The organism is Sphingomonas baiyangensis (assembly GCF_005144715.1).
In the GTDB taxonomy this organism is placed as follows: Bacteria; Pseudomonadota; Alphaproteobacteria; order Sphingomonadales; family Sphingomonadaceae; genus Sphingomonas; species Sphingomonas baiyangensis.
This window is the reverse complement of the sequence record NZ_SWKR01000002.1, coordinates 1,664,227-1,686,135: the sequence shown is the minus strand read 5'-3', so window position 1 is coordinate 1,686,135 and position 21,909 is coordinate 1,664,227. Positions and strand designations below refer to the sequence as shown.

The following is a 21,909-nucleotide window of genomic DNA, read 5'->3' as shown; positions in this document are numbered from 1 at the left end:
AGGCGCAGAGGGCGCGAAGCGCTTTCTCAAATACTCTGCGTCCTCTGCGCCTCTGCGCGCATGAACCCTTTCGTCCCGCCGCGCCGCGAGCGCGAAGCCGGTTTCACGCTGATCGAGCTGATGATCTCGCTCGCGCTGTTCGCGCTGATCGCGGTGGCGGGGCTCGGTCTCGTTGATTCAATCATCGGCGTGCAGACGCGCACCGCCACGCGGCTCGATGCGCTGGCGGCGGTGCAGCGCGGCGCATTCGTGTTCTCGAGCGACGTCGAGCAGATCGCGCGCGGGCGCGTGGTGAGCGACGGCAGCGAGCTGGTGTTCACGCGCGTCGCACCGGGTTTCGGCGGGCCGCCGGTCGAACTGCGTTACACGCTTGCCGATGGCGCGCTGGTCCGGCGGCTGGGCGGTGCGGCGCAGCAGGTGATCCCCGATGTGCGCGCGTTGCGATTCCGCTTCGCGCAGGGCGGCAATTGGGCAGGCGCGTGGCCGCTCGATGCCGAAGCCGCCGAGGACTGGCCCGACGCGATCGAGATGCAGGCCGATATCGAGGGGCGCGGCGTGCTGCGCCGGGTGGTGGCACTTCCCGCAGGCGCGGTCGGCGGACCGTGAGCCGCAGCGAAGTTCCGGCCCGCGAGCAGGGCATGATCCTCGTCAACGTGCTGCTGTTCGTCGCCATCGCCAGCGCGATGGTGCTGCTGATGGTCAACCGCGAGGAGCTGGCGCTCGGGTCGAGCCTGCGAATGCGCGAGGCGGCGCGCGCGCTGGCGATCGTGCGCGGCGGCGAGGTCTCGGCGGTGGTGGCGCTGCGCCGCGATGCCGCCGAGGCACCCGACACCGATCATCGCGGCGAGCCATGGGCGGCGCTGGCTGAAAGCGGCATCGCGATCGAGGGCGGCAGCTTCGACCTCGTGATCGCCGATGCCGAGGGGCGGTTCAACATCAACAACCTGCGTACCGGCGAGGCGGCGCCCGTCATCCAGTTCGCCGCGATCGCGCGCGAGGCGGGGTTCGACGAGGAGCAGACGCTCGCCGCCATCGCCTATGTCCGCGGCTTCGGGCCGATCACCGACCTGCGCCCGATCCGGCTGGCGGGGATCGAGCCCGAGGTGGCCGATCGCGTACAGGCGCTGGTGACGGCGCTACCCGGCACGACGCAGATCAATTTGAACGCCGCGCCGCGCGAGATGCTCGCCTTCCTGTTTCGCGACGAGTCCGTGGCCGACCAGCTGCTCGCGATCCGCGAGCGCGAGGGCGCGATCACGTCCGAAACGCTCGGCGAGCTCAACCTGAGCGTCCCGCCGGGCACGCGCTTTTCCTCCGACACCTTCTGGGTGCGCACGCGTGCGGCGATCGGCAATACGGTGCAGTCGGGCGCGGCGCTGATCCAGCGACGGCGGCTGGCTGACGGCAGTATCGAAACGGTGCCCGTCGCGCGCTGGCGCAACGCCGCGGTGCCGCCCGAGGCGCCGCCGTTCGTGGCGGCTTCCTGATCCGCCGTTGGTATCGTTGCGCGCACCGGCGGCACGCGGCAGAACGCGCGGGTGACGAGCTACAAGCATCTGTTCCAGCGATCGCTGGCCGCCGCGCCCGAGCGGCTGAACATGGTCGCGCACGGCCACGGGCTGTGGCCCGATGCGAGCTTTCTCGGTCATCAGGCGGCGTGGGACGATGCCGCGCGGTGGGGCGGCGCCAAATGGCGGCGCGTGCTCGACGAGATATGGCCCGCCGCGCAGGCGCATGTCGCGCACGAACTGCGCCTGCCCGATGCCGCGAGCATCTGCTTTGCCGGTAATACGCATGACTTTCTGCTGCGCATCGCCTCGGCACTCCCGCGTCGCCCGTTGCGCATCCTCGCGACCGATGGCGAGTTCGCGAGCTTCGAGCGGCAGGCGCGGCGTTGGGAGGAGGCCGGGCACGCCGTGATCGAGCGTGTGGCGTTCGACGATGCCGAGGCACTTGTGGCGCGCGCGCGCGTCGGCGAGCATGACCTGATCGTCGTCAGTCAGGTGGGCTATGCGAGCGGGCGCGCGTGCAGGGCGATCGAGCCGCTGGCGGCGCTCGCGCGCCCCGAAGGGCCATGGCTGCTCGTCGACGGCTATCACGCGTTCATGGCGGTCGAGACCGACTGGTCGGCCATCGCCGATCGCGCCTTCTACACGGCCGGCGGGTACAAATATGCGATGGCGGGCGAGGGGGTGGCGCTGCTGCACGCGCCGCCGGGCTTCGCGCCCGAGCCGGTGGTGACGGGGTGGTTCGCCACCGATGCCGATCCGCCCTTGCCTGCGCCCGTCGCGCACCACGTCGATGCCCGGCGCTTCATGGGTGCGACCTTCGATCCTGCCGGGCTCTACCGCTTCGTCGCGGTGCGCGACATGCTGGCGCGCGAGGGGCTGTCGACCGCGCGCATCAGCGCGCATGTCGCGCCGCTCGTCGCGCAACTGCTTGCCGGGATCGAGCGGACGCCGCTCGGCGATGCCGAGCTTCGCAATCCGCCGGGCGAGGGGCACAGCAACCGCTTCATCGCGCTCGCCAGCCCGCGCGCGGCCGACTGGCAGGCAGCTTTGCTGATGCAGGATATCGTGACCGACGTGCGCGGCGACGTACTGCGCATCGGGCTTGGCCTCTATCATGACGAGCGCGATATCGACCGCTTCTGCGCCGCCGCCGCCGCGCTATAGTTCGCGCGTGGCGACCAGCGCGGCGAGGTGCGCGTGCAACGCCTCGGCATTGCGCTCCCAGGTGAAGCGCGCCGCGGCTTCGCGTACACGTGCCCGATCGGGTGCGAGCGCCAGCATCTCGCCGATGCCTCGCGCGAAGGCGGCGGCGTCGCGCGCGACGATGCGGCCGGCTTCGGGGCGGTCGATCACCTCGGCGGCGCCGCCCGCATCGGTAATGACGATCGGCGTGCCACAGGCCAGTGCCTCGACCCAGGCATTGGCAAGCCCTTCGGATGACGAGGCGAGCGCCGACACGTCGGCGGCAGCATAGAGCGGGGGCAGATCGGCATGCGCGACGCTGCCCAGCAGGCGCACGCGCTCGCTTATGCCCAGGCGGCGGGCCAGTGCCTCGAGCGCCCCGCGCTCGGGACCGTGGCCGGCGATCGCGAGCGTGACGCCGGGCAATTGCGCGATCGCCTCGATCAGCACGTCATGCCCCTTGCGCGCGATGAGCGCGCCGACCGCGACGACGAGCGGTCCCGCGAAGCCGAGCACCGCTTTCGCCGCGTCGCGATCGGCGAGCGTGAAGCGAGTCTGGTCGACGCCGGTGTGATGCACGCGCACGCGCTCGCGTGGCACGCCAAGCGCGGCGACATCGTCCGCCATCGCTGCGCTGACCGCGAGCAGTCCATCGGCGCGTCGGGCGGCGCGTGTGACCTGCCCGGCGGTGGCAGGCGCACGGCCCCAATGATGCACATCGGCGCCGCGCGCCTTGATCGACACGGGCACGCCGAAGCGCTCGCCGAGCGCGATCGCGGCAGGGCCGTCGGGAAAGAAGAACGATGCGTCGATGACGTCGAAGGCGAAGTCGCCACGCAGGTCGCGCAGTACCGGATAGAGCGCACGCGCGAGCATCGCGGCATGGAGGCGCCCCGCCAGCCCCGGCAGATTGCGAAAGCGTGGCCGAAGAACTTCAAGGCCGTTGCGCTGCTCGCGCATCGGTAGCCGCGCGAGCGCGCGATATCGCGGGTGCAGCGACAGCGGAAAGGGCGCGATGCCGAGCGGCGCCACGACGCGGACCGCGACACCGTCGCGCGCGGCAAGCGCCTGCGCCTGCCGCTCGACGAATACGCCGAAATTGGGGCGGGTCGCATCGGGGAACAATGTCGAGAGGGTGAGCACGCGTAGCACGGACCTAACCCTATCGCGCGTGGCTTAACGGTGCGTCAGCGGCCACGAAAAAGGGCGGACGTCGCCGCCCGCCCTATTTCCGAAATCGCTGCTGCTTTTAGCGGCAGCGGCTGCCGCCGCGCTCAATCGCGCGACCGGCCACTGCGCCGCCCGCGGCGCCCAGCACCGTGCCGAGCGTACGGTCGCCGCGCGTGTCGATCGTGCGGCCGACGAGCGCACCCGCGACGCCGCCGACGACAAGGCCGGTCGTGCCGTCGGGCTTGCGGCAATAGCGGCGACCGTCGCGGCCGCGCCACTCGCGATAGCGCCGGTCACGCCGCTGATCGAGCGAGGCCGCCGCGCCATAGGCCGCCTTCGCCTCGACCTTGGTGGCAGGCACCGCCATGGCGACGGGCATCGCAAGACCGGCGGCGGCGGCAATAATCAGGATACGCATGATACACTCCTTGGCTTTCCCTAAACTCGATCAATTAACGCAGCCTCGGCGGTGAGGTTGCATGAACGAAACGACAGGGTTGGCAGATGGTGGCGACGCGGCTATCCGAGCGGATCGACCGGCAGCCGCCGATTCGTCCCCGCAATCCACGTTATCCACAGGCCCGAGCGCGCGATCGACGCTTGGAGCGACTCGGCGTGCGTGTCATTCTCATGGGGCAGACGGAACGGTGACGACCGGGAAACCGCAAGGATCCGAACCGCTTGCACGATCGGCAGCACGCTGGTGCCTTCGGGAAACCGCAAGCTGACGATCGGGTGGCGCCGAACCCGGCGAACGAGGATCGCGTTTCGACGCGATGCTTGGGAAGCGGCGGATAGCGGCACAAAAGGCGATGACGGTCGCAGGATCGTGATCGCCGGATCGAGCCGCCCATACGGGGGTAGGGAGCCTTTGGGCCCAGACCTGCGTGTGGAGGGTTGGTCCGAACCGTAGGATACCGCTGCGGTATCGTGCGGACAGGCCGCTGCGACCGGTGCGTGGCATGGCGAGGCGTTCGCGCTTCGATATGCTCACCCGGCCACGGCGACCGAACCACCACCGGCGAGGTTGCGATGCGCAAGCATCGCGACGAACCCGGCAGGTGCTGCCGCCGCCGATGCGTGCGTCGTGCCGAAAGGCCGGCGATATGCTCGAAGGCGACATGGGGGCTGGCAGAAATGCCGGCCCCCTTTTGCTTGCTGCGCTTCAGGCGTCGCGCAAGGCCTCGAGAAACCGCACCGCGTCGGCATATTCGCGCGTGCGGACCGCACGCGAGGCGGCGGCTTCGGAATCATCGCCCCAAAGTTCGGCCTGCCACGTCTCGTCGAGCGTTGCCGCGCCACAGAGGACATCGGCAGGAAATGCCTGCTCGGCGAGCGCCAGCGCGATCACGAGCGAGCCCGCAAGCGTGGTCACGATCGAGAGCGGCGCCAGCGCGAAGGGCGGTTGCGCGGCGATCGCCTCGCCCAGTCGCGCGATTGTCGTGGGGGGCTGCGCCACGGGCAGCACGCCTGCGGTCACCGCGAAATGCACGTCGTAGCGCGCCTGCGCCCAGTCGAGCAGCGGCTGCCATGCGGCTGCCTGCCGCGCGACCAGCGGCGGCGGATCGACCGCGCGATAGCAGAGCAGATCGCTCTCGGCATAGCGCGCGAGCCCGGCGGCAAAGCCTGCGCCGTCGGGCGCGATCCGGTCAATCGCTGCGTTGGCGAGGCCGGTGAGCGGCATCGCGCGCGGATCGATCGTGTCGCCGACCTCGCGCCATTCGCTGGCGATCGCCTCGGCGAGCGATTGCGTCGGAATCGCGAGCGCGGCGCGGCCGGGCGTGCGCACCGGCCGCGCATCGAGCGTGATGCCCCAGCCGCCGGCATCGTGTGCGACGGCTACCTCGCGCCAGAACCGCTTCATGGTGCCGGGGGCGTACGCCAGCGGCGCGCCAGCGCGCGCGGCAGTGTCGCCATCACCGCCAGCGCCGCCACGACGATCGCGACGCCGAGGATGCGATCGGCGAGCGCGACCGCGCGGCCCAGGATCACCAGCCCGAACAGCGCGCCCGCCACGGGCAGCATCCGCGCGGCGACGATCAGGAAATAGCGGGCCATGGCCGGGTCGCGCGGCGGTGTCATGCCTGAGCGCTACACCAGTGCGGCGTGGCGCGCCAGTTCGCGCGCGTCCATCGCGACGCTCGCGGCGCCGGCGGCATGCAGTTCGGCCGGCGGATGATAGCCCCAGCCGACGCCGATCGGCCGCGCACCCGCCGCGACGCCCATCGCCATGTCGAAGCTCGTGTCGCCGATCATCAGCGTCGTCGCGGGCTTGGCGCCCCCCTTGGCGATCGCGGCTTCGAGCATCGCGGGATGCGGCTTGGAAGGGTGGCGGTCGGCGGTCTGCAACGTCACGAAGCGGCGATCGATGCGGTGATGCGCGAGGATCATCGCCAGGCCGCGATCGGACTTGCCCGTCGCCACGCCGAGCTGCCAGCCGGCATCCTCGAATGCGTCGAGCACGTCGACGATGCCATCGAACAGCGGCTCGTCGGCCAGCCCGCCATTGCCGCGCAGCTTCTGGAAGGCGAGCTTGTAGTCCTGCGCCATCGCCTCGTGCTGCCGCGCCTCGCCCAGCGGATGCAGCCGCGCGACCGCCTCGACGAGGCTCAAGCCCACGATCCGGCGGATCGCATGGCGATCGGGCGGGGGCAGGCGATGCGCATCGAAGCAATGCTCCATCGCAAGGCAGATATTGGCCTGGCTGTCGACCAGCGTGCCGTCGCAGTCGAACACCGCCAGCCGCGTCGTCATTTCTCGCCGCGTCCGCGCCGTTCGCCGCGCCGCTCCTTGCGGAACTGTTTGGCGTGTGCGCGCGCCTTGGCCTTCTTCTGCTCGCGCGTGGCGGGCGGCGGGCCTGCATCGAACGGCATGTCGCCCTTGGCGATGTCGAACCCCAGCATCTCGATCGATTCGGCGATGTGCGCCGGCAGTTCGGCCGTCACGTCGAGCTTGCCGCCATCGGGATGGTCGATGCGGATGCGGCGCGCGTGCAGGTGCATCTTGCGGCTGATGCCGCCGGTCAGGAACGCTTCCTGCCCGCCATATTTGCCGTCGCCGACGATCGGGTGGCCGATCGCGGCCATGTGCACGCGCAGCTGATGCGTGCGGCCCGTCTGCGGTTGCAGCTCGACCCAGGCGGCGCGGTTGCCCGCGCGTTCGATCACACGGTAGCGGCTGCGCGCGGGCTGTCCCTTCTCCTCGTCGACATGCATCTTCTCGCCGCCCGATCCGGGCTGCTTGGCAAGTGGCAGGTCGATGAGCCCGTCGGCGATGTCGGGCACGCCAACCACCAGCGCCCAATAGACCTTGCGCGCCGAGCGGCCCGAGAAATGCCGCGAGAAGAACGCCGCCGCGCGCGGGCTGCGCGCGATGAGCAGCGCGCCCGACGTATCCTTGTCGAGCCGGTGGACGAGCTTGGGCCGGTCGTCGCGATCGAACGACAGCGCATCGAGCAGCCCGTCGACATGCTCCCTGGTGGCCGTACCACCCTGCGTGGCGAGACCGGGCGGCTTGTTGAGGACGATCGCCTGCGCATCGCGATGGATGACCATCGCCTGCGCATAGGCGATCTGCGCATCGCTGAGCGGCGCACGCTCGGCGCGCGGGCGCGTCGAGGCCGGGAGCGCCGAGTCGGCGGGCGGTACGCGGATCTGCTGCCCGGCCTCGACGCGATCGCCCGGCAGCGCGCGCTTGCCGTCGACGCGCATCTGCCCGGTCCGCGCCCAGCGCGAGACGATGTTGAAGCTGGTATCGGGCAGATGGCGCTTGCACCAGCGGTCGAGCCGGATGCCGTCATCCTCGGCATCGACGGTGAACTGGCGGACGTCCCCTGCGGGATCGCGGCCGGCGGGCTTGGGCGCCGTCATGCGACACTCCGGGCAAGCGCGAGACCCGCCGCGAGCGCGAGCGCGGCACCGAGTACCGATGCCAGCGCATAGCCCGCCGCCGCGATCCACAAGCCGCGCTCGGCCAGCGTCACGAGTTCGAGCGAAAAGGCCGAGAAGGTCGTGAATCCGCCAAGCACGCCGACGCCGATGAAGAGTCGCAGCGTCTCGCCGCCGGCGCCCACGCACGCTAGCAGCCCCGCGAGCACGCCCATCGCCAGCCCGCCGGCGACGTTGACGAGCAACGTCGCCCAGGGATAGCCCGCGCCGAACCAGGCGAGCGCCGCGAGGTTGACGGCGTATCGCGCCGCGGCGCCGATCGCGCCGCCCGCCATGACGAACAGGAAGGACATTGCCCGCGCCTAGCGCGGATGCGCGGCCTTGGAAACCGTCGCCGCGTCAGGCGCCGTTTCGCGCCACCATCTCGACGTCGGTGCCGCCATCGGCGCGCGGCGTGAGGAACAGCGCATAGGCCGCATCGTCGCGCGCGCGCGCACCGTTCAGCACCTGCGTATCACCGTCGCGGCGGTGCTCGACGGTGTAGCCCGCACCCTTGGTCCGAGCGGCATACCAGCCCGCCACGCGATCGGCGGGCTGCGCGATGTAGAAGCCAACGGCACGCAGCGCGCAGCCGGCGTCATCGACGCCCGCCGCCTCGATGACGCGTGCGGGGGCGGGGAGGGCAAGCCCAGCGGGCAGGCGATTGGCATAGGCGGCCGAATAGGCGAGCCGCGCCGCGCACGGGCCGGCGCCGCCGGGCAGCGCGCCGGCAAGCGCGGCAAAGGTGATCGCGTCGGGGCGGGCCGCGCCGGCCTGCTCGATCGCCGCCGGCGGACCGGCGCTTTCGAGATCGCCCTCGATGCCCGCGATGCCGGGATGCGGCACCGCGCCGGTATAGGGCAGTGTCGGCGGACGCAGCGCATCGGCGTTCGACCGCGTCGACAGATAGGGATCGACCATGATCGGGTCGTTGAGTGCCGCCATCGCGGCGGGATCGGCGGCATTCGCGTCGGCACCGGCGATGAGCGCGGCGTCGAGGCCGGCAAGCTCGTCTGCCACGGGCTGGTCGGCGCAGCCGGCAAGCAGCAACGATATTGCCAGCAGATAGCGCGGGCGGGGGGCGGAGGCCATCGGGAACAAGCTCCTGTTTGACGAAGCTGCTTGGCGCATCACGGTAAATTGTCCGTCAACGCGGGCCTTCCGGGCGGAACCGCGTTGCGCGGCTCTCGTTCGGATTGCGCAACGACGGGAGCGGCAGATGGACAAGCGGGCGCGGTGGATCGGCGGTGGCGCCGTGGCGGCAGTGGCGGCGGCGGGCGTCGCCGCCTGGTGGTTCAATCGCAGCGAGCAGCCGCGCCACACGCTCATCCAGCGCGACGGCGCGGTCGAGGTGCGCGACTATCCCGCCGCGCTGGTGGCGCAGACGGTGCAGTCGGGACTGCGCCAGACCGCGCTGTCGAAGGGGTTCGAGCGGCTGGCCGACTATATCTTCGCACGGTCGCGCATGGGCGAGCGGATCGCGATGACCGCGCCGGTGCTGTCCGACGGTGCGGGCGAGGCGGGGTGGCGCACGCGCTTCTTCATACCGCGTGGCGAAAGCGCCTAGACGCTGCCCGCACCCGAGCACGGCATCGCGATCGAGACGCTGCCGGCGCGGCGGATCGCGGCGATCCGGTTTCCGGGCGCGCCCGACGATGCGATGCTCGCGGCACGCGAAGCCGAGCTGCGAGGCTGGCTCGACGCCAACGGGCACCGCGCGGCGGGCGCTGCCGAACATGCCTATTACGACGCCCCGTTCATACCCGCACCGCTACGCCGCAACGAGCTTTGGCTCCCGCTTGCGTGACGACAGGCGGTGTATTACATTGCTAGCACGGAGAAGCCATGAACATCCTGTCGATCCTTGTCGGTCTTTCGACCATCCCCTTCCTCATTATCGGCACCATCCCGCTTCTGGGCTGGTCGTTGTGGATCGTGCTGCTGTTCCTGCTCTTGGGCGCGGGGCTCGGCGCACTGTCCGACCGCACTAGCGGGCGCAACTTCAACCTCATCCTGATGGTGTTCGCGGGCTTCCGCCTGTTCCTGGGCGGCGGCATCTTCTGATACGCAAAACGGCCCGGCGATCGCTCGCCGGGCCGCTTGGGTTGGCATCAAGCCGTCAGATCAGCGGCACTGTACCTGGCCGCGATCGATCGACCGGCCGAGCAGGCCGCCACCGCCCGCGCCGATCAGCGTGCCGATCAGGCCCGATCCGCCCGGCGCCAGCACGTTGCCCAGCACGCCGCCGGCAAGCCCGCCGATGATGAGGCCCGTCGTCCCGTCGTTGCGGCGGCAGTAATAGCGCCCGTTCTGACCGACATAGATGCGATCGTTGCGGCCCAGCCGGCGCGGCTGATAATAGCGGCCGTCGCGATAGAAATTATCGGCATAATAACGCTGCTGGCCCGGCGGCAGGCGGTTATAGTCGTAATCGCGATAGCGGCGCCAATCGCGCAGATCCTCGCGGCGGTCCTGCCGCGCGTCGCGCACATCCTCGCGATATTCGCGGCGCGCCTCGCGCACGTCGCGGCGCGAATCGGCGCGACGCAGGTCGCGGTCGTACTCGCGCTGGGCTTCGCGGACCTCGCGATTATATTCGCGGTTCGCCTGACCCGGCGTCTGCGCCATGGCCGGTACGGCGGGCAGCGCAACGGCAGCGGCAAGTGCTGCAAGAACGGTAGTACGCATCACCAAATCCTTCGTCGTTGAGGACCCGGACAGAACGACGATGCGGGCACGCGGTTGCGTGAACTGCAAACTACTTCACGTTCATGGCAGTGTCAGACATCGGCGCGCGTTTCTCCCGGATAGGCGAACAGGAGATCGGCGTCGTCGGACGCGGTGAGTATCGCTTCGCCGTCGATCACGATGCAGTCGCCGGCCTGCCACCCGACGCCGTCGGCCTCGCCCGATCCTCGCACGGGCACCAGCCAGCCATTGCCGCCGCCGGGCACCTCGACATGCCGGTCGCCGCCCTGCCAGCGTTCGAGCACGAATTTCGGCCCCTCGACCAATATCGTGCGCCCCGGCGCGACTTGGCCGGGAAGAGGATGAGGCTGGTACGGCACCGGATCGCTCACCGCGATGCCGTCGTCGAGGTGCAGTTCGCGCGGGCGGCCGTAATCGAACAGGCGGTAGGTCGTCTCGGAGTTCTGCTGCACCTCGATCAGCGTGATGCCGGCGCCGATGGCGTGGATGGTGTTCGAGCCCGAATAGAAGAAGTCGCCCGCCTTCACCGGCTTCCAGTCGAGCAGATCGACGATCGATCCGTCGAGCGCGGCGGCACGCAGCTTCTCGCGGTCAACGGGCTCACGCGTGCCGAGCGCGATCGTTGAATCGGGTTCGGCATCGAGGATCAGCCAGCATTCGTCCTTGCCGCGCGGCAGCCCGCGCGCCTGCGCCTGCTCGTCATTGGGGTGGACCTGCACCGACAGCTTCTCGCTGGTGAACAGATATTTGACCAGCAGATCGGGCGTCGTGTCGCCGGGCTGCTGATACCAGATCTCGCCGATCGGCTCGCCATCGGGCGTCGGATCGGCAAAGCCGGGCCACAGCGTGTGGCGGCCCCAAGGCTTCTCGACACGGTGCATGGCAAGCTTGGTGGCGGGCAAGGGGCATCTCCGCATCGGGAAAAGGGTTGGATGCCGCGCAAACGCGCCATCGCGCGCATCGTGCCCGGCCAACTGCAAAAAGCGATTGTTCGCCCCCCGTTCGCTCGGGTAGAGAGGCGCGATGCGTATCCCCATGTCCCGCCCGCTCGCGTTCGGCGCGGCGCTGCTCGGCGCCGCCGGCCTTGCCGGTTGCGCGAACAATTCGGCCCAGGTCGATACCCCCTATGTCGCGCGCGACGTCGGCACGCTCTACACCGCGGCCAAGACACGGCTCGATCGCGGGCAGTACAAGCAGGCAGCCGCGCTGTTCGACGAGGTCGAGCGCCAGCATCCCTATTCGATCTGGGCGCGCCGCGCGCAGCTGATGGGCTCGTTCAGCTATTATCTGAACAAGGACTATGCCGAATCAATCCAGTCGGCGCAGCGCTTCCTCGCGGTGCATCCGGGCAATCGCGATGCGCCCTATGCCTATTATCTGATCGCGCTCGGCTATTACGAGCAGATCACCGACGTGACGCGCGACCAGCGCATCACCAGCCAGGCGATGGACGCGCTGGGCGAACTTGCGCGGCGCTATCCCGAGACGCGCTATGCCGCCGACGCGCGGCTGAAGATGGACCTGGTGCGCGACCATCTGGCGGGCAAGGACATGGAGATCGGCCGCTTCTACGGCCGGCGCGGTCAATGGCTGTCGGCATCGATGCGCTATCGCAAGGTCATCGAGGAATATCAGACGACGACGCATGCGCCCGAAGCGCTGATGCGCCTCGTCGAGGCCTATCTCAATCTCGGTCTGCGCGAAGAAGCGAAGAAGTCGGCCGCGGTACTCGGCGCCAACTATCCCGGCACCGAATGGTATGAACGTGCCTACGAGCTGGTGAACGAGAACCCGCCGATGCCCGCGCAGACCGCGCAAGCCACGACCAGTTGAGCGCCGATGGCGCGCGCGGCGCGGCCATGCTGACGGCGCTCTCGATCCGTGACGTGGTGCTGATCGAGGCGCTCGACCTCGATTTCACCGCCGGGCTCGGCGTGCTGACCGGCGAGACGGGTGCCGGCAAGTCGATCCTGCTCGACGCGCTAGGGCTGGTGCTTGGCGCACGTGGCGACAGCGGGCTGGTGCGGCATGGCGCGCAGCAGGCCGTCGTCACCGCCAGTTTCGACGGTCCCGCTTCCGCCGGCGCACTGGCAGCGCTGCTCGCCGACAATGCGCTCGAGGTAGAAACGGGCGAGCCGCTGATCCTGCGCCGCATCGTCAAGGCCGATGGCGGCAGCCGCGCCTTCGTCAACGACGCGGCGGTGTCGGCCGGGCTGCTGCGTGAACTCGCGCCGCATCTGGTCGAAATCCACGGCCAGCATGACGATCGCGGTCTGCTGAACCCACGCGGGCATCGTGACCTGCTCGACGGGTTCGGCCGGCTGGACATCACAGCCGTCGCCGATGCGCATCGTACATGGCGTGCTGCGCAAGCGCGACTGGAAGCCGCGCGTGCGGAGCAGCAGGATGCCGAGCGCGACCGTGAGTGGCTCGAACATGCGGTGGCCGAACTCGCGGCGTTCGCGCCCGAGCCCGGCGAGGAGGCCGTGCTCGCCGAGCGACGCGCGACGATGCAGCGCGGCGAACGGCTGGCGGGCGAGATGGCAGGCATAGCCGAACTGCTCGACGGATCGGATGGCGCGCTGTCGCGATTGCGGCAGGCGGCGCGCATCCTCGATCGCGTTGCAGACGATCACGCGGCACTCGGCGAAGCGCTGGCCGCGATCGACCGCGCGATTGTCGAGGCGGGCGCCGCGCAGGATCAGGTCGATGTCGCGGCCGAGGCGCTGGCCTATGATCCTGCCGCGCTCGAGGCCGACGAAGCGCGGTTGTTCGACCTGCGCGCGCTGGCACGCAAGCATCGCGTCCAGCCCGATGATTTGGCGGCGCTTGCCGACGAGCTGTCGTCGCGGCTTGCGCTGTTGACGGGGGGCGAAGCCGGGATCGCCGCGCTTGAGGCTGAGACGGCACGCACCGCCGGTGCCTATGCCGAGGCTGCCGCCGAGCTGTCTGCAGCACGCAGTGCTGCGGCTGCCCGGCTCGACAAGGCGGTGGCGGCCGAGCTGAGCCCGCTCAAGCTCGATGCGGCGCGGCTGCGTACCGTCGTCGCGCCGCTCGACGAGGCCCAATGGGGTGCAGCCGGGCGCGACCGTGTGGAGTTCGAGGTATCGACCAACCCCGGCGCGCCGTTCGCACCGCTCGTCAAGATCGCCAGCGGCGGCGAGCTCTCGCGCTTCATCCTCGCGCTCAAGGTCGCGCTCGCCGATGAGGGCGGGGCGGGGACGATGGTGTTCGACGAGATCGATCGCGGCGTCGGCGGCGCGGTGGCGAGCGCGATCGGCGAGCGGCTGGCGCGGCTTGCCGGCGCCAAGCAGGTGCTCGTCGTCACGCACAGCCCGCAGGTGGCGGCGCGCGGCGCACGCCATTACCGCATCGCCAAGCGGCATGATGGGGTGGTGACGCGCACCGGCGTCGCGGCGCTAGACGCCGGTGAGCGCCGCGAGGAGATCGCGCGGATGCTCTCCGGCGCCGAAGTGACGCCCGAGGCACGCGCGCAGGCCGAGCGGCTGCTGGCAGCGTAGCCTTCAGTCGCGCGCGGGCACCCGCCAGAAATAGATGCGGCGGCCATCAATCTCGCGCGTCTCCTCGGGCTCCCAGTCGCCCATGGTGAAGGCGTGGCTGACGATGCGCGTACCGGGCTTCAGCGCCAGCAGTTTGGGCTTGAGCTTCTCGTTTAGCGATTCGAGCAGATAGAGCGTGATGACCGTGGCGTCGGAGAAGTCCTCGGCGAACAGGTCGGCATTCCTGAAGGTCACGCGATCGGCGACGCCCTGCTGTTGCGCATTCGCCTTCGCCTCGGCGATGCGCTCGGGGTCGATGTCGATGCCGGTGGCCTTGACCTTGGCGCGCTTGACCGCGGCGATGGGGATGCGCCCGTCGCCCGAGCCGAGATCGTAGAGCACGTCGCCATCTTTCACCTCGGCGATGTCGAGCATCGCATCGACGACTTCGGGCGGGGTGGGAACGAAGATCACGTCGGGCGTGCGCAGCGTGGGCGTCTGCGGCGCTGGCGCGGTCTGCGGCCGCGCGGCGCCCAGGCTGGTCGCGCCCATCAGCGCGGCGGTGGCGGCTAGCAGCAATTTCATCGCAACATCTCCTCCAGTGGGTGGTCGGGATCGTCGGGCAGGGGTTTGAGGAACAGCAGCAGCACGCCGCCCACCGCAAGCACGCCGCATCCCGCAAGCGCGCCCCAGCCGGTATAGGCTAGGCTCGACCAGAGCAGATAGGCAGTGGTGGCGCAGAAGATTGCCGGCAGAACGGGATAGAGCGGTACGCGATAGGGACGATCGAGATCGGGCAGGCGGATGCGCAGCACGAACAGCGCGATGCCCACCAGCAGCAGGAACAGCCAGAATACCGGCGCGGTATAGTCGACGATCAGCCGGAAGCCGTCGAGCGCGAAGGCGCCTGCGCCGACCAGCAAGAGTGCGACGATGCCTTGCGCGATCAGCGCGTTACCCGGCGTGTCGCGGCGTTCATCCCAGCGGCCGAGCCAGCCGAGTGCTGGAAAGCGCCGGCCGATCGCGCAGGTCGTGCGTGCGCCGGTGATTGCGGTCGCATTGGCCGAGGTGAGCGCTGCGATCGCGACAGCCAACGCGATGATCGCCGCACCGGCATCGCCGAAGGCAAGGCGCGCTACCTCGGCGGCGACGGCATCGGCAGCGGCCATGCCGCCCAACCCCAGCGCGTTGAGGAAAGCGAGATTGGCGAGGATATAGAGCAGAGTGACGATGCCGAGCCCCGCCGCCATGATCGGCGCGATCCGGCGCGGCGCGTCCTTCATCTCGGCCGACACGTACACCGCTTCGCTCCAGCCGCCATAGGTGAGCAGCACGAAGACCAGCATCAGCCCCAGCGCACCCTCGCCGTCGCCCACGGGGCGCGGCACGTCGCCGGCGGGCGCCACCATGAAGCCCGCGACGACGAGCAGGCACAGGCCGGCGACTTCGGCGATCGTCAGCCAGCGCTGCGCGGCTACGCCCTCGCGTACGCCCAGCCAGTTGATCGCCGATATCAGGATCACCGCGACCGCCGCCCACCAGGTGCTGCCAAGCGCACCCAGCGGTACGATCGTCTGGAGATAGTCGGCGCAGATATAGGCGAGCAGCGCCAGCGAACCCGTCTGGATCACCGCAAGGCGCGCCCAGGCGTAGAGAAATGCGACGCGCTCGCCATAGGCGCGGCCAAGAAAATGATAGTCGCCGCCCACATTGGGGAAGGCGGCGGCCAGTTCGGCATAGCAGAGCGCGCCGACGATCGAGAGCAGGCCACCCAATGCCCAGATCGCGATCAGCGCGGCCTCGCTCGGCGCCGCGCCCGCCACCAGCGCGGGCGTACGAAAGATGCCGGCGCCGATGACGATGCCGATGGTGAGCGCAAGCACGTCGAAGCTGCCGATCGTGCGACGCGGCGCACCTAGCGGCTGGTGATAACGCGCGGCCGGATCGGTCAAGGCTGGTACGGCATCACGCCCCTTCTGGTTACGGAGCTTCGCCGCCGGCGATGCAACGCGAGCGGCGCGCGAGGGTTCCGATCGGCCGATCCCCGACGCTGCACGCGGATCGCGACAATTCGACATAGTTCTGCGCTGCTGTCGACAAAGGCTTGCGACACGCCGGTCCCAGATAGGGCATCGACCCGCCGCGGGTCGCCACGAGGAGACACGAGATGAAGAAGCTTTCGATCGGTCTTGCCGGCCTTGCCGTCGCGATCGCCGCGCTGCCCGCTACCGCCAGTGCGCAGAATTGGCAGAGCATCAACCAGCGTCAGGCGCGCATTGAGGCGCGGATCACGCAGGGCATGCGCAATGGTGCATTGACGCGCCCGGAAGCGGTACGGCTGCGCACGCAGTTAAATCAGCTTGCCGGGCTGGAGGCGCGCTATCGCCGCACCGGCGGCGGACTCAACCAGGCTGAGCGTCGCGATCTCGACCGGCGCTTCGACCTGCTGTCGCAGCGTGTGCGCGTCCAGAAGAACGATCGCCAGGTTCGCCGCTGATGCGGCGAGCGCCCCCGCCGATCCAGCCCGGCGGGGGCGCATCGCGTAGCGACCTCGAAGATCAACGGATCGGCTTGCCCGCGTCTTTCCAGCGATCGAGGATCTGGCTTTCTTCGCTCACGGCGGTCGCTACCGCGAGCGGCGTGCCGGCGTCGGCATAAGCAGGCTGTACCGCAGCCGGCGGTACGGGCGCGCGCGGCTGCGGGGCGGTGGCGGCAAGCGTCACTTGCGGCAGCGCCGTCGGCTCGATCGGCGGCGTGCCGGCGGCCGGCGGCTGCGCGGGCGCGAGCGGCCCCGGCAAGGGCTCGTTGCCCATATGGCGGTCGGCAAAAGCCGCTGCGGTGCCCCACCAGCCTTTCCAGCGGTGAAAGAAATGCGCGCCGTGCACGCCGGTCATCACCAGGCTGCGGTTCCACGACGGCGTGACCGCATAGGTGTGATAATGGGTCGCGAAGCCGACGGGGGCGAACACGTCGCCGTTGAGCGCCGCCGCCGCCACGCGCTGCGCACGGTTCCATGCCGATTGCATCGGCCGCCGCGCCATCGCTCCGTCACACGCGAAGCTGAACTGGCAGCCCTTGCGATCCGACCCCTGGAAGACGACGCCGCACACCGTCGCGGGAAAGGCGCGGTGCCGTACGCGGTTGAGCACCACCTGCGCGACGGCGCGCTGACCGTCCTCGGGCTCGCTGGCCGCCTCGTAATAGATGGCGGTGGTCAGGCACTGGAGCGCGCGCGACTGGTCGACATAGCTGCCGCGCAGGCGGAACGGCGGTGCGGCGGGCACCGTCGATCGATCGAACGCCGCCGGCATCGGCAGCGGCGCGTCGGAGCCCTCGGGCATCGCCGGCAGGGCAACACTGCCCGTCGTTCCCTGTGCCGGCGCGGCGTCGAAGTCGGTGGCGAGCGAAGCAGGCACGTTCGGCGCGGCTTCTCGCGCGACGTCGAAGGGTACGCGCGGCTCGATCGCGGCGTGTGCGGCGAAGCCCGCCAGCGCGATCAGCGTCGCGCCCGCTGCGAGGATTTGAAGGCGTAGCCTGTGCATCGCGCGGCCAATACCCCGATTCACCGCTTGCCGGCAGGGGGAAGAATCGTGCTGTCCCGGGCAGATACGCTGTTTGGTTAACGCAGGATTTGACCTACCGGGCCTGGTGCAACTTCGCGCTGTCGAGGTCGAGCGCATCGCGGTCGATCCGCTCGACCTGCGGATAGCGGGCACGCAGCGCCTCGATGAAGCGATCGGCGTCGCCGACGACGACGATGCTCGCTGCCGTCGGATCGATGAGCCGCGCCGCCGCGCGCTGCACCGCCGCCGCATCGACACCTTCGATACCGCTAACGAAACGCGGCCATTCGCCGATCGCCGCACCATCGAGCACATGCCCGCCGAGCGAATCGGCAAGGCCGCTCACCGTCTCGGTCGCGCGCCCGAAGCCGCCGGTGAGCACTGCCTTGCGCGATGCGAGTTCGGCCGCCGCCACGGGCTCGGCACCCAGTCTGCGCATCTCGGCGACGATGATCTCGATCACCTCGGGCACGCTTTCGTTCTTGGTTTGCGTGCTTGCGGTGAGCGGCCCGACGCCGCGCCGCGCGTCGAGCTGGCTGCCAGCGCCATAGGCCAGCCCACGACGGATGCGAATCTCCTGGCTGAGCCGCGAGCTGAAGTCGCCGCCGAGCGTGGCGTTGGCGACGCTGGCGGCATGGAAATCGGGATCGGCGCGCGCGATGCCGGGCCGCGCGACGACGACGCCGGCCTGCGGTGCATCGGGCAGGTCGATGACGATGACACGCGGCGCGATGGCCGGCGCCTGTGCGATCGCCGGTGCGGCGGCGGCGGGCGCGGCGGGAGCGCGCCAGTCGCCGAACAGCTGCTCGGCCAGCGCGCGCGCACGCGCCGCATCGATGTCGCCCGCGACGATCAGCGTGGCGCGCTCGGGCCGCCAGCTCGCGGCATAGGCCGCGGCGATCTCGTCGCGCGTGATTGCCTTCAAGCTCGCGGGCGTGCCGCCCAGCCGGTGGCCATAGGGGCTGGCGCCAAACACTGCGCGCTGCGCCGCGAGGCGCGCGAGTGCACCCGGATTGTCGAGCTGCAACGCCACGGCGTCTGTTGCTTCGGTGCGCGCGCGGTCGATCTCATCGTCGGCAAAGGCGGGGTTGCGCGCGACATCGGCGAGGATCGCGAACGCGGGGTCGACCTGATCGGACTTCACCGTCACGCTGAGCGTAGCGCCGTCCCACCCGGCCCCGCTCGCGATGCTGCCGCCAAGCGATTCGACCGCTTCGGCAATTTCGGTGGCGCTGCGCGTCGTCGTGCCGCGTGTCAGGAGTCCGGCGGTCATGCTGGCAAGCCCCGCGCGCTCGGCCGCGTCGAGCGCGCCGCCGCCCTCGACCACCACCGACGCCGTGACGAGCGGCAGTTCGCGGCGTTCGACCACCAGCAGCCGCATGCCGTTTGGCAGGCGCTGTTCGATCGGCTGCGGCAGCGCGGTGGCGATCGGCGCGGCGGGCGCGGGCACGGCCACGTGTTCGGCATCGGATGCGCGCGCATGCTGCCGGATGCCCGGCGGCGTGGCGAGCGGCGCGGCCTGCACGCCGGCTGCAAGCGCGATCGTGTCGCCGGCCTTGCCGCCGGCTGCCTCGGCGGATTCATAGCGGATCGTCGTGGCGCGCGCGGGCGTGAGATAGCGGCGCGCGACGCGCTGCACGTCGGCGGCGGTGACGGCAGCGAGCGCGGCGATGCGCGTATCGGCCGCACGCGGATCGCCCTGCACGAGTGCCGCTTCGCCCAGCGCGAACGCCTTGCCCTCGGCAGTCTCGCGTGCCTCGATCGCGTCGGTCAGCAATTCGTTGCGCGCTTCGGCGAGTTCGGCGTCGGTCACGGGCGTTTCGCGCAGCGCCGCTACCTCGCGCGCGATCGCGGCTTCGTTCTCCGCGCCCTCGCGCCCGCCGGCAGCGATCGCATAGACGCTGAGCAGGCCGGTGCCGCGGCGCAGATCGAGGAAGCTCGATGCATCCTGCGCCAGCCGGTCGCGATAGACGAGGCTGCGATAGAGGCGCGAATTGCGCCCGCCCGAAAGGATGGCGTCGAGCATCGTCAGCGCTGCGGCATCGGGATGCGAGGCGGGCGGCAGCGGATAGCTGGTCATCACCGCAGGTAGCGGCGTGTTGGGCTCGTATACCGTGAAGGCCCGCGCACGCGTCGGTTCGGGTTCACGCGCGGTTACGCGGGGGATGGGGCGGGCGGGGCGGGCGACGGCGCCGAAATAGCGGTCCACCCACCGGTCGAGCTGCGCCGGATCGAAATTGCCCGCCACCACCAGCACGGCATTGTCGGGCCGGTAATAGGTGGCGTGGAAGGCGCGTACCTCGTCGATCGTCGCGGCGTCTAGATCGGCAATGCTGCCGATCGTCGGGCGGGCATAGGGATCGACGTTATAGCTGGCGATCGGCCGGTGGATCGAGAACAGCTTGCCATAGGGCGCGGCGATGGCGCTGCGCAGTTCCTCCTTCACCACGTCGCGCTCGGAAGCGAACACCTTGGGATCGACGACGAGGCTCGCCATCCGGTCGGCCTCGGCGAACAGGATGCGCTCGAGATGGTTGGCGGGCACGACCTCGAAATAGTTGGTGAAGTCGGGGCCGGTCGATGCGTTGTTGGTACCGCCCACATCCTCGGTCAGCCGGTCGATCTGCTCGTCGGCGAGGTTGCGCGTCGCCTTGAACATCAGATGCTCGAACAGATGCGCGAAGCCCGATCGGTCGCGCGGATCGTCGCGTCCGCCGACATCGTACCAGACCTGCACCGCGACATTGGGCGTGCCGGTATCGCGGATGGCATAGACCCTGAGGCCGTTCGCCAGCGTCCGTTCGGTATAGGCGATCGGCGCTACGCCGGCGGCAGCGGGCGGCGCCTGCTGCGCCATGGTCGCAGGAGCGGGAAGCGCGAGGAGCGCGAGGGCGGCGGCGGTGCGGCGAAGCGAGTGCATCGCATGGCTATGCCGCAGCGGGCGGGCCTGTCAATCGGCGGTGCTTGACCCCCCGCCGCCGCCGCGCGTAGGAAGCGGCACGGGGCGGCCTGCGAGCCGCCCTTTGCCATTTCCCGGAGTTTGTTTCCGCCCGTTTCAGGAGTTCCGCCGATGTCGATGCCCGCGCTCATGCCCGTCTATCCGCGGTGCGAGGTGCGCCCGGTGCGCGGCGAGGGATGCTATCTGATCGGCGAGAATGGCGAGCGCTATCTCGATTTCGCCAGTGGCATCGCGGTCAACTGTCTGGGACATGGCCACCCGCACCTTACGCGTGCGATCGCCGATCAGGCGGCGACGCTGATGCACGTCTCCAACCTCTATGGCAGCCCGCAGGGCGAGGCGCTGGCCGAGCGCATCGTCGCCAACAGCTTCGCCGACACGGTGTTCTTCACCAATTCGGGTGCCGAGGCGGTGGAATGCGCGATCAAGACGGCGCGGCGCTATCATTTCGCCAACGGCCAGCCCGAGCGCCACAGGCTCATCACGTTCAACATGGCGTTCCACGGCCGCACGCTGGGTGCGATCTCGGCGACCAATCAGGAAAAGATGCGCGACGGCTTCGAGCCGCTGCTGCCCGGCTTCGCCTATGCGACCTTCAACGACCTCGACAGCGCGCTTGCGCTGATCGACGGCGAGACGGCGGGCTTCCTCGTCGAGCCGATCCAGGGCGAGGGCGGCATCCGCGCCGCGACGCCCGAATTCCTGCAAGGCCTCCGCAAGGCATGCGACGAGCATGGCCTGCTCCTGGTGCTCGACGAGGTGCAGTGCGGCTATGGCCGCACCGGCACGCTCTTCGCGCACGAGCAATATGGCGTGGTGCCCGATATCGTCGCGGCGGCGAAGGGCATCGGTGGCGGCTTTCCGCTGGGCGCCTGCCTTGCCACCGCCGATGCGGCGCGGGGCATGATCTTCGGCACGCACGGCAGCACCTATGGCGGCAATCCGCTGGCGATGGCAGCGGGGAGCGCGGTGCTCGACGTGATGCTCGACGAGGGCTTTCTCGATCATGTGAAGGCGATGGGCGACCGGCTGCGGCAGGGGCTCGAGCAGATGATCCCCAATCACGACCATCTGTTCGAGGGCGTGCGCGGCATGGGGCTGATGCTGGGCCTCAAGCTCAAGAGCGACAGCCGCCGCTTCGTGGCGCATTGCCGCGACCATCACGGGCTGCTGACGGTCGCGGCGGGCGAGAATGTCGTGCGCATCCTGCCGCCGCTGGTAATCGAGGAAGCGCATATCGCCGAAGCGATCGAGAAGCTGTCCGAAGCCGCGCGCGTCTATGTGCCGGCCGCCGACGATTGAAACCGATCCTCCCCGGCACGGGGAGGGGGACCATGCGAAGCATGGTGGAGGGGGATCGCCACAAAAGAGCCGGTGCGTGCGGGGCGT

22 protein-coding genes and 1 pseudogene are annotated in these 21,909 nt (G+C 69.8%); 9 read left to right on the top strand and 14 right to left on the bottom strand.

Annotated features, from left to right (window positions below; all coding sequences use genetic code 11):
• Positions 1-60: 60 nt before the first annotated feature.
• Genes FBR43_RS11435 through FBR43_RS11425 form a run of 3 tightly spaced genes read left to right on the top strand, consistent with a single transcriptional unit; the run spans position 61 to position 2,675 of the window.
• A complete protein-coding gene (locus FBR43_RS11435; protein WP_136943245.1) occupies positions 61-606 on the top strand; it encodes a type II secretion system protein GspJ in 546 nt (181 codons plus the stop codon).
• Positions 603-1,487 carry a type II secretion system minor pseudopilin gene (locus FBR43_RS11430; protein ID WP_249276556.1) on the top strand — a complete coding sequence of 295 codons (885 nt, stop codon included), beginning with the start codon at positions 603-605 and terminating at the stop codon, positions 1,485-1,487. The genes FBR43_RS11435 and FBR43_RS11430 overlap by 4 nt, the downstream gene beginning before the upstream one ends.
• A gap of 51 nt (positions 1,488-1,538) precedes the next feature.
• Positions 1,539-2,675: an aminotransferase class V-fold PLP-dependent enzyme gene (locus FBR43_RS11425; protein WP_136943244.1), complete on the top strand. Its 1,137-nt coding sequence runs from the start codon at positions 1,539-1,541 to the stop codon at positions 2,673-2,675.
• On the opposite strand, the gene FBR43_RS11420 is transcribed toward FBR43_RS11425, so the two are convergent.
• The 8 genes from FBR43_RS11420 to FBR43_RS11385 form a co-directional block, all read right to left on the bottom strand.
• Positions 2,670-3,845, bottom strand: coding sequence for a glycosyltransferase (locus FBR43_RS11420; protein ID WP_136943243.1), 1,176 nt, complete (start codon positions 3,843-3,845; stop codon positions 2,670-2,672). The genes FBR43_RS11425 and FBR43_RS11420 overlap by 6 nt on opposite strands.
• Positions 3,846-3,942: 97 nt before the next feature.
• Positions 3,943-4,281, bottom strand: a complete 339-nt coding sequence (locus FBR43_RS11415) for a glycine zipper 2TM domain-containing protein (RefSeq protein WP_169542583.1) — start codon at positions 4,279-4,281, stop codon at positions 3,943-3,945.
• A 747-nt stretch (positions 4,282-5,028) separates the two neighbouring features.
• Positions 5,029-5,727 carry an ATP12 family chaperone protein gene (locus tag FBR43_RS11410; RefSeq protein WP_136943242.1) on the bottom strand — a complete coding sequence of 233 codons (699 nt, stop codon included), beginning with the start codon at positions 5,725-5,727 and terminating at the stop codon, positions 5,029-5,031.
• On the bottom strand, positions 5,724-5,921 hold the full coding sequence (locus FBR43_RS11405; protein WP_249276555.1) for a hypothetical protein: 198 nt from the start codon (positions 5,919-5,921) through the stop codon (positions 5,724-5,726). The genes FBR43_RS11410 and FBR43_RS11405 overlap by 4 nt, the downstream gene beginning before the upstream one ends.
• Before the next feature lie 33 nt (positions 5,922-5,954).
• On the bottom strand, positions 5,955-6,617 hold the full coding sequence (locus FBR43_RS11400; RefSeq protein WP_136943240.1) for an HAD-IA family hydrolase: 663 nt from the start codon (positions 6,615-6,617) through the stop codon (positions 5,955-5,957).
• The gene (locus FBR43_RS11395; protein WP_136943239.1) at positions 6,614-7,732 is read right to left on the bottom strand and encodes an RluA family pseudouridine synthase; all 1,119 of its coding nucleotides are present in this window, start codon (positions 7,730-7,732) and stop codon (positions 6,614-6,616) included. Before FBR43_RS11395 ends, FBR43_RS11400 begins: the two co-directional genes overlap by 4 nt.
• The gene (locus FBR43_RS11390; protein ID WP_136943238.1) at positions 7,729-8,103 is read right to left on the bottom strand and encodes a fluoride efflux transporter FluC; all 375 of its coding nucleotides are present in this window, start codon (positions 8,101-8,103) and stop codon (positions 7,729-7,731) included. The genes FBR43_RS11395 and FBR43_RS11390 overlap by 4 nt, the downstream gene beginning before the upstream one ends.
• Positions 8,104-8,149: 46 nt before the next feature.
• Positions 8,150-8,881 (bottom strand): hypothetical protein, encoded by a 732-nt coding sequence (locus FBR43_RS11385; protein WP_136943237.1) that lies wholly within the window; start codon positions 8,879-8,881, stop codon positions 8,150-8,152.
• A gap of 127 nt (positions 8,882-9,008) precedes the next feature.
• On the opposite strand from FBR43_RS11385, the pseudogene FBR43_RS16485 reads away from it, so the two are divergent.
• Both FBR43_RS16485 and FBR43_RS11370 read left to right on the top strand, forming a co-directional pair.
• Positions 9,009-9,596, top strand: a pseudogene (locus FBR43_RS16485) (SOUL family heme-binding protein).
• 38 nt (positions 9,597-9,634) lie between these two features.
• On the top strand, positions 9,635-9,853 hold the full coding sequence (locus tag FBR43_RS11370; protein ID WP_136943234.1) for a hypothetical protein: 219 nt from the start codon (positions 9,635-9,637) through the stop codon (positions 9,851-9,853).
• 60 nt (positions 9,854-9,913) lie between these two features.
• Here FBR43_RS11370 and FBR43_RS11365 read toward each other — a convergent pair whose 3' ends face one another.
• Complete coding sequence (locus tag FBR43_RS11365; RefSeq protein WP_136943233.1) at positions 9,914-10,477, bottom strand: hypothetical protein; 564 nt, start codon at positions 10,475-10,477, stop codon at positions 9,914-9,916.
• 92 nt (positions 10,478-10,569) lie between these two features.
• Positions 10,570-11,400, bottom strand: a complete 831-nt coding sequence (locus FBR43_RS11360) for a class I mannose-6-phosphate isomerase (RefSeq protein WP_136943232.1) — start codon at positions 11,398-11,400, stop codon at positions 10,570-10,572.
• 121 nt (positions 11,401-11,521) lie between these two features.
• On the opposite strand from FBR43_RS11360, the gene FBR43_RS11355 reads away from it, so the two are divergent.
• Positions 11,522-12,331: an outer membrane protein assembly factor BamD gene (locus FBR43_RS11355; RefSeq protein WP_136943231.1), complete on the top strand. Its 810-nt coding sequence runs from the start codon at positions 11,522-11,524 to the stop codon at positions 12,329-12,331.
• A 26-nt stretch (positions 12,332-12,357) separates the two neighbouring features.
• A complete protein-coding gene (recN, locus tag FBR43_RS11350; RefSeq protein WP_136943230.1) occupies positions 12,358-14,019 on the top strand; it encodes a DNA repair protein RecN in 1,662 nt (553 codons plus the stop codon).
• Between the two features lie 3 nt (positions 14,020-14,022).
• On the opposite strand, the gene FBR43_RS11345 is transcribed toward recN, so the two are convergent.
• Both FBR43_RS11345 and FBR43_RS11340 read right to left on the bottom strand, forming a co-directional pair.
• Positions 14,023-14,583, bottom strand: a complete 561-nt coding sequence (locus tag FBR43_RS11345; protein ID WP_136943229.1) for an SAM-dependent methyltransferase — start codon at positions 14,581-14,583, stop codon at positions 14,023-14,025.
• Complete coding sequence (locus FBR43_RS11340; protein WP_249276554.1) at positions 14,580-15,950, bottom strand: APC family permease; 1,371 nt, start codon at positions 15,948-15,950, stop codon at positions 14,580-14,582. The genes FBR43_RS11345 and FBR43_RS11340 overlap by 4 nt, the downstream gene beginning before the upstream one ends.
• A 215-nt stretch (positions 15,951-16,165) precedes the next feature.
• On the opposite strand from FBR43_RS11340, the gene FBR43_RS11335 reads away from it, so the two are divergent.
• Complete coding sequence (locus tag FBR43_RS11335) at positions 16,166-16,495, top strand: hypothetical protein (protein WP_136943227.1); 330 nt, start codon at positions 16,166-16,168, stop codon at positions 16,493-16,495.
• A gap of 61 nt (positions 16,496-16,556) precedes the next feature.
• On the opposite strand, the gene FBR43_RS11330 is transcribed toward FBR43_RS11335, so the two are convergent.
• Positions 16,557-17,540: a cell wall hydrolase gene (locus FBR43_RS11330; protein WP_136943226.1), complete on the bottom strand. Its 984-nt coding sequence runs from the start codon at positions 17,538-17,540 to the stop codon at positions 16,557-16,559.
• Between the two features lie 94 nt (positions 17,541-17,634).
• Complete coding sequence (locus FBR43_RS11325; RefSeq protein ID WP_136943225.1) at positions 17,635-20,481, bottom strand: M16 family metallopeptidase; 2,847 nt, start codon at positions 20,479-20,481, stop codon at positions 17,635-17,637.
• A 150-nt stretch (positions 20,482-20,631) separates the two neighbouring features.
• On the opposite strand from FBR43_RS11325, the gene FBR43_RS11320 reads away from it, so the two are divergent.
• A complete protein-coding gene (locus tag FBR43_RS11320; RefSeq protein ID WP_136943224.1) occupies positions 20,632-21,822 on the top strand; it encodes an aspartate aminotransferase family protein in 1,191 nt (396 codons plus the stop codon).
• The last annotated feature ends 87 nt before the right edge of the window (positions 21,823-21,909 follow it).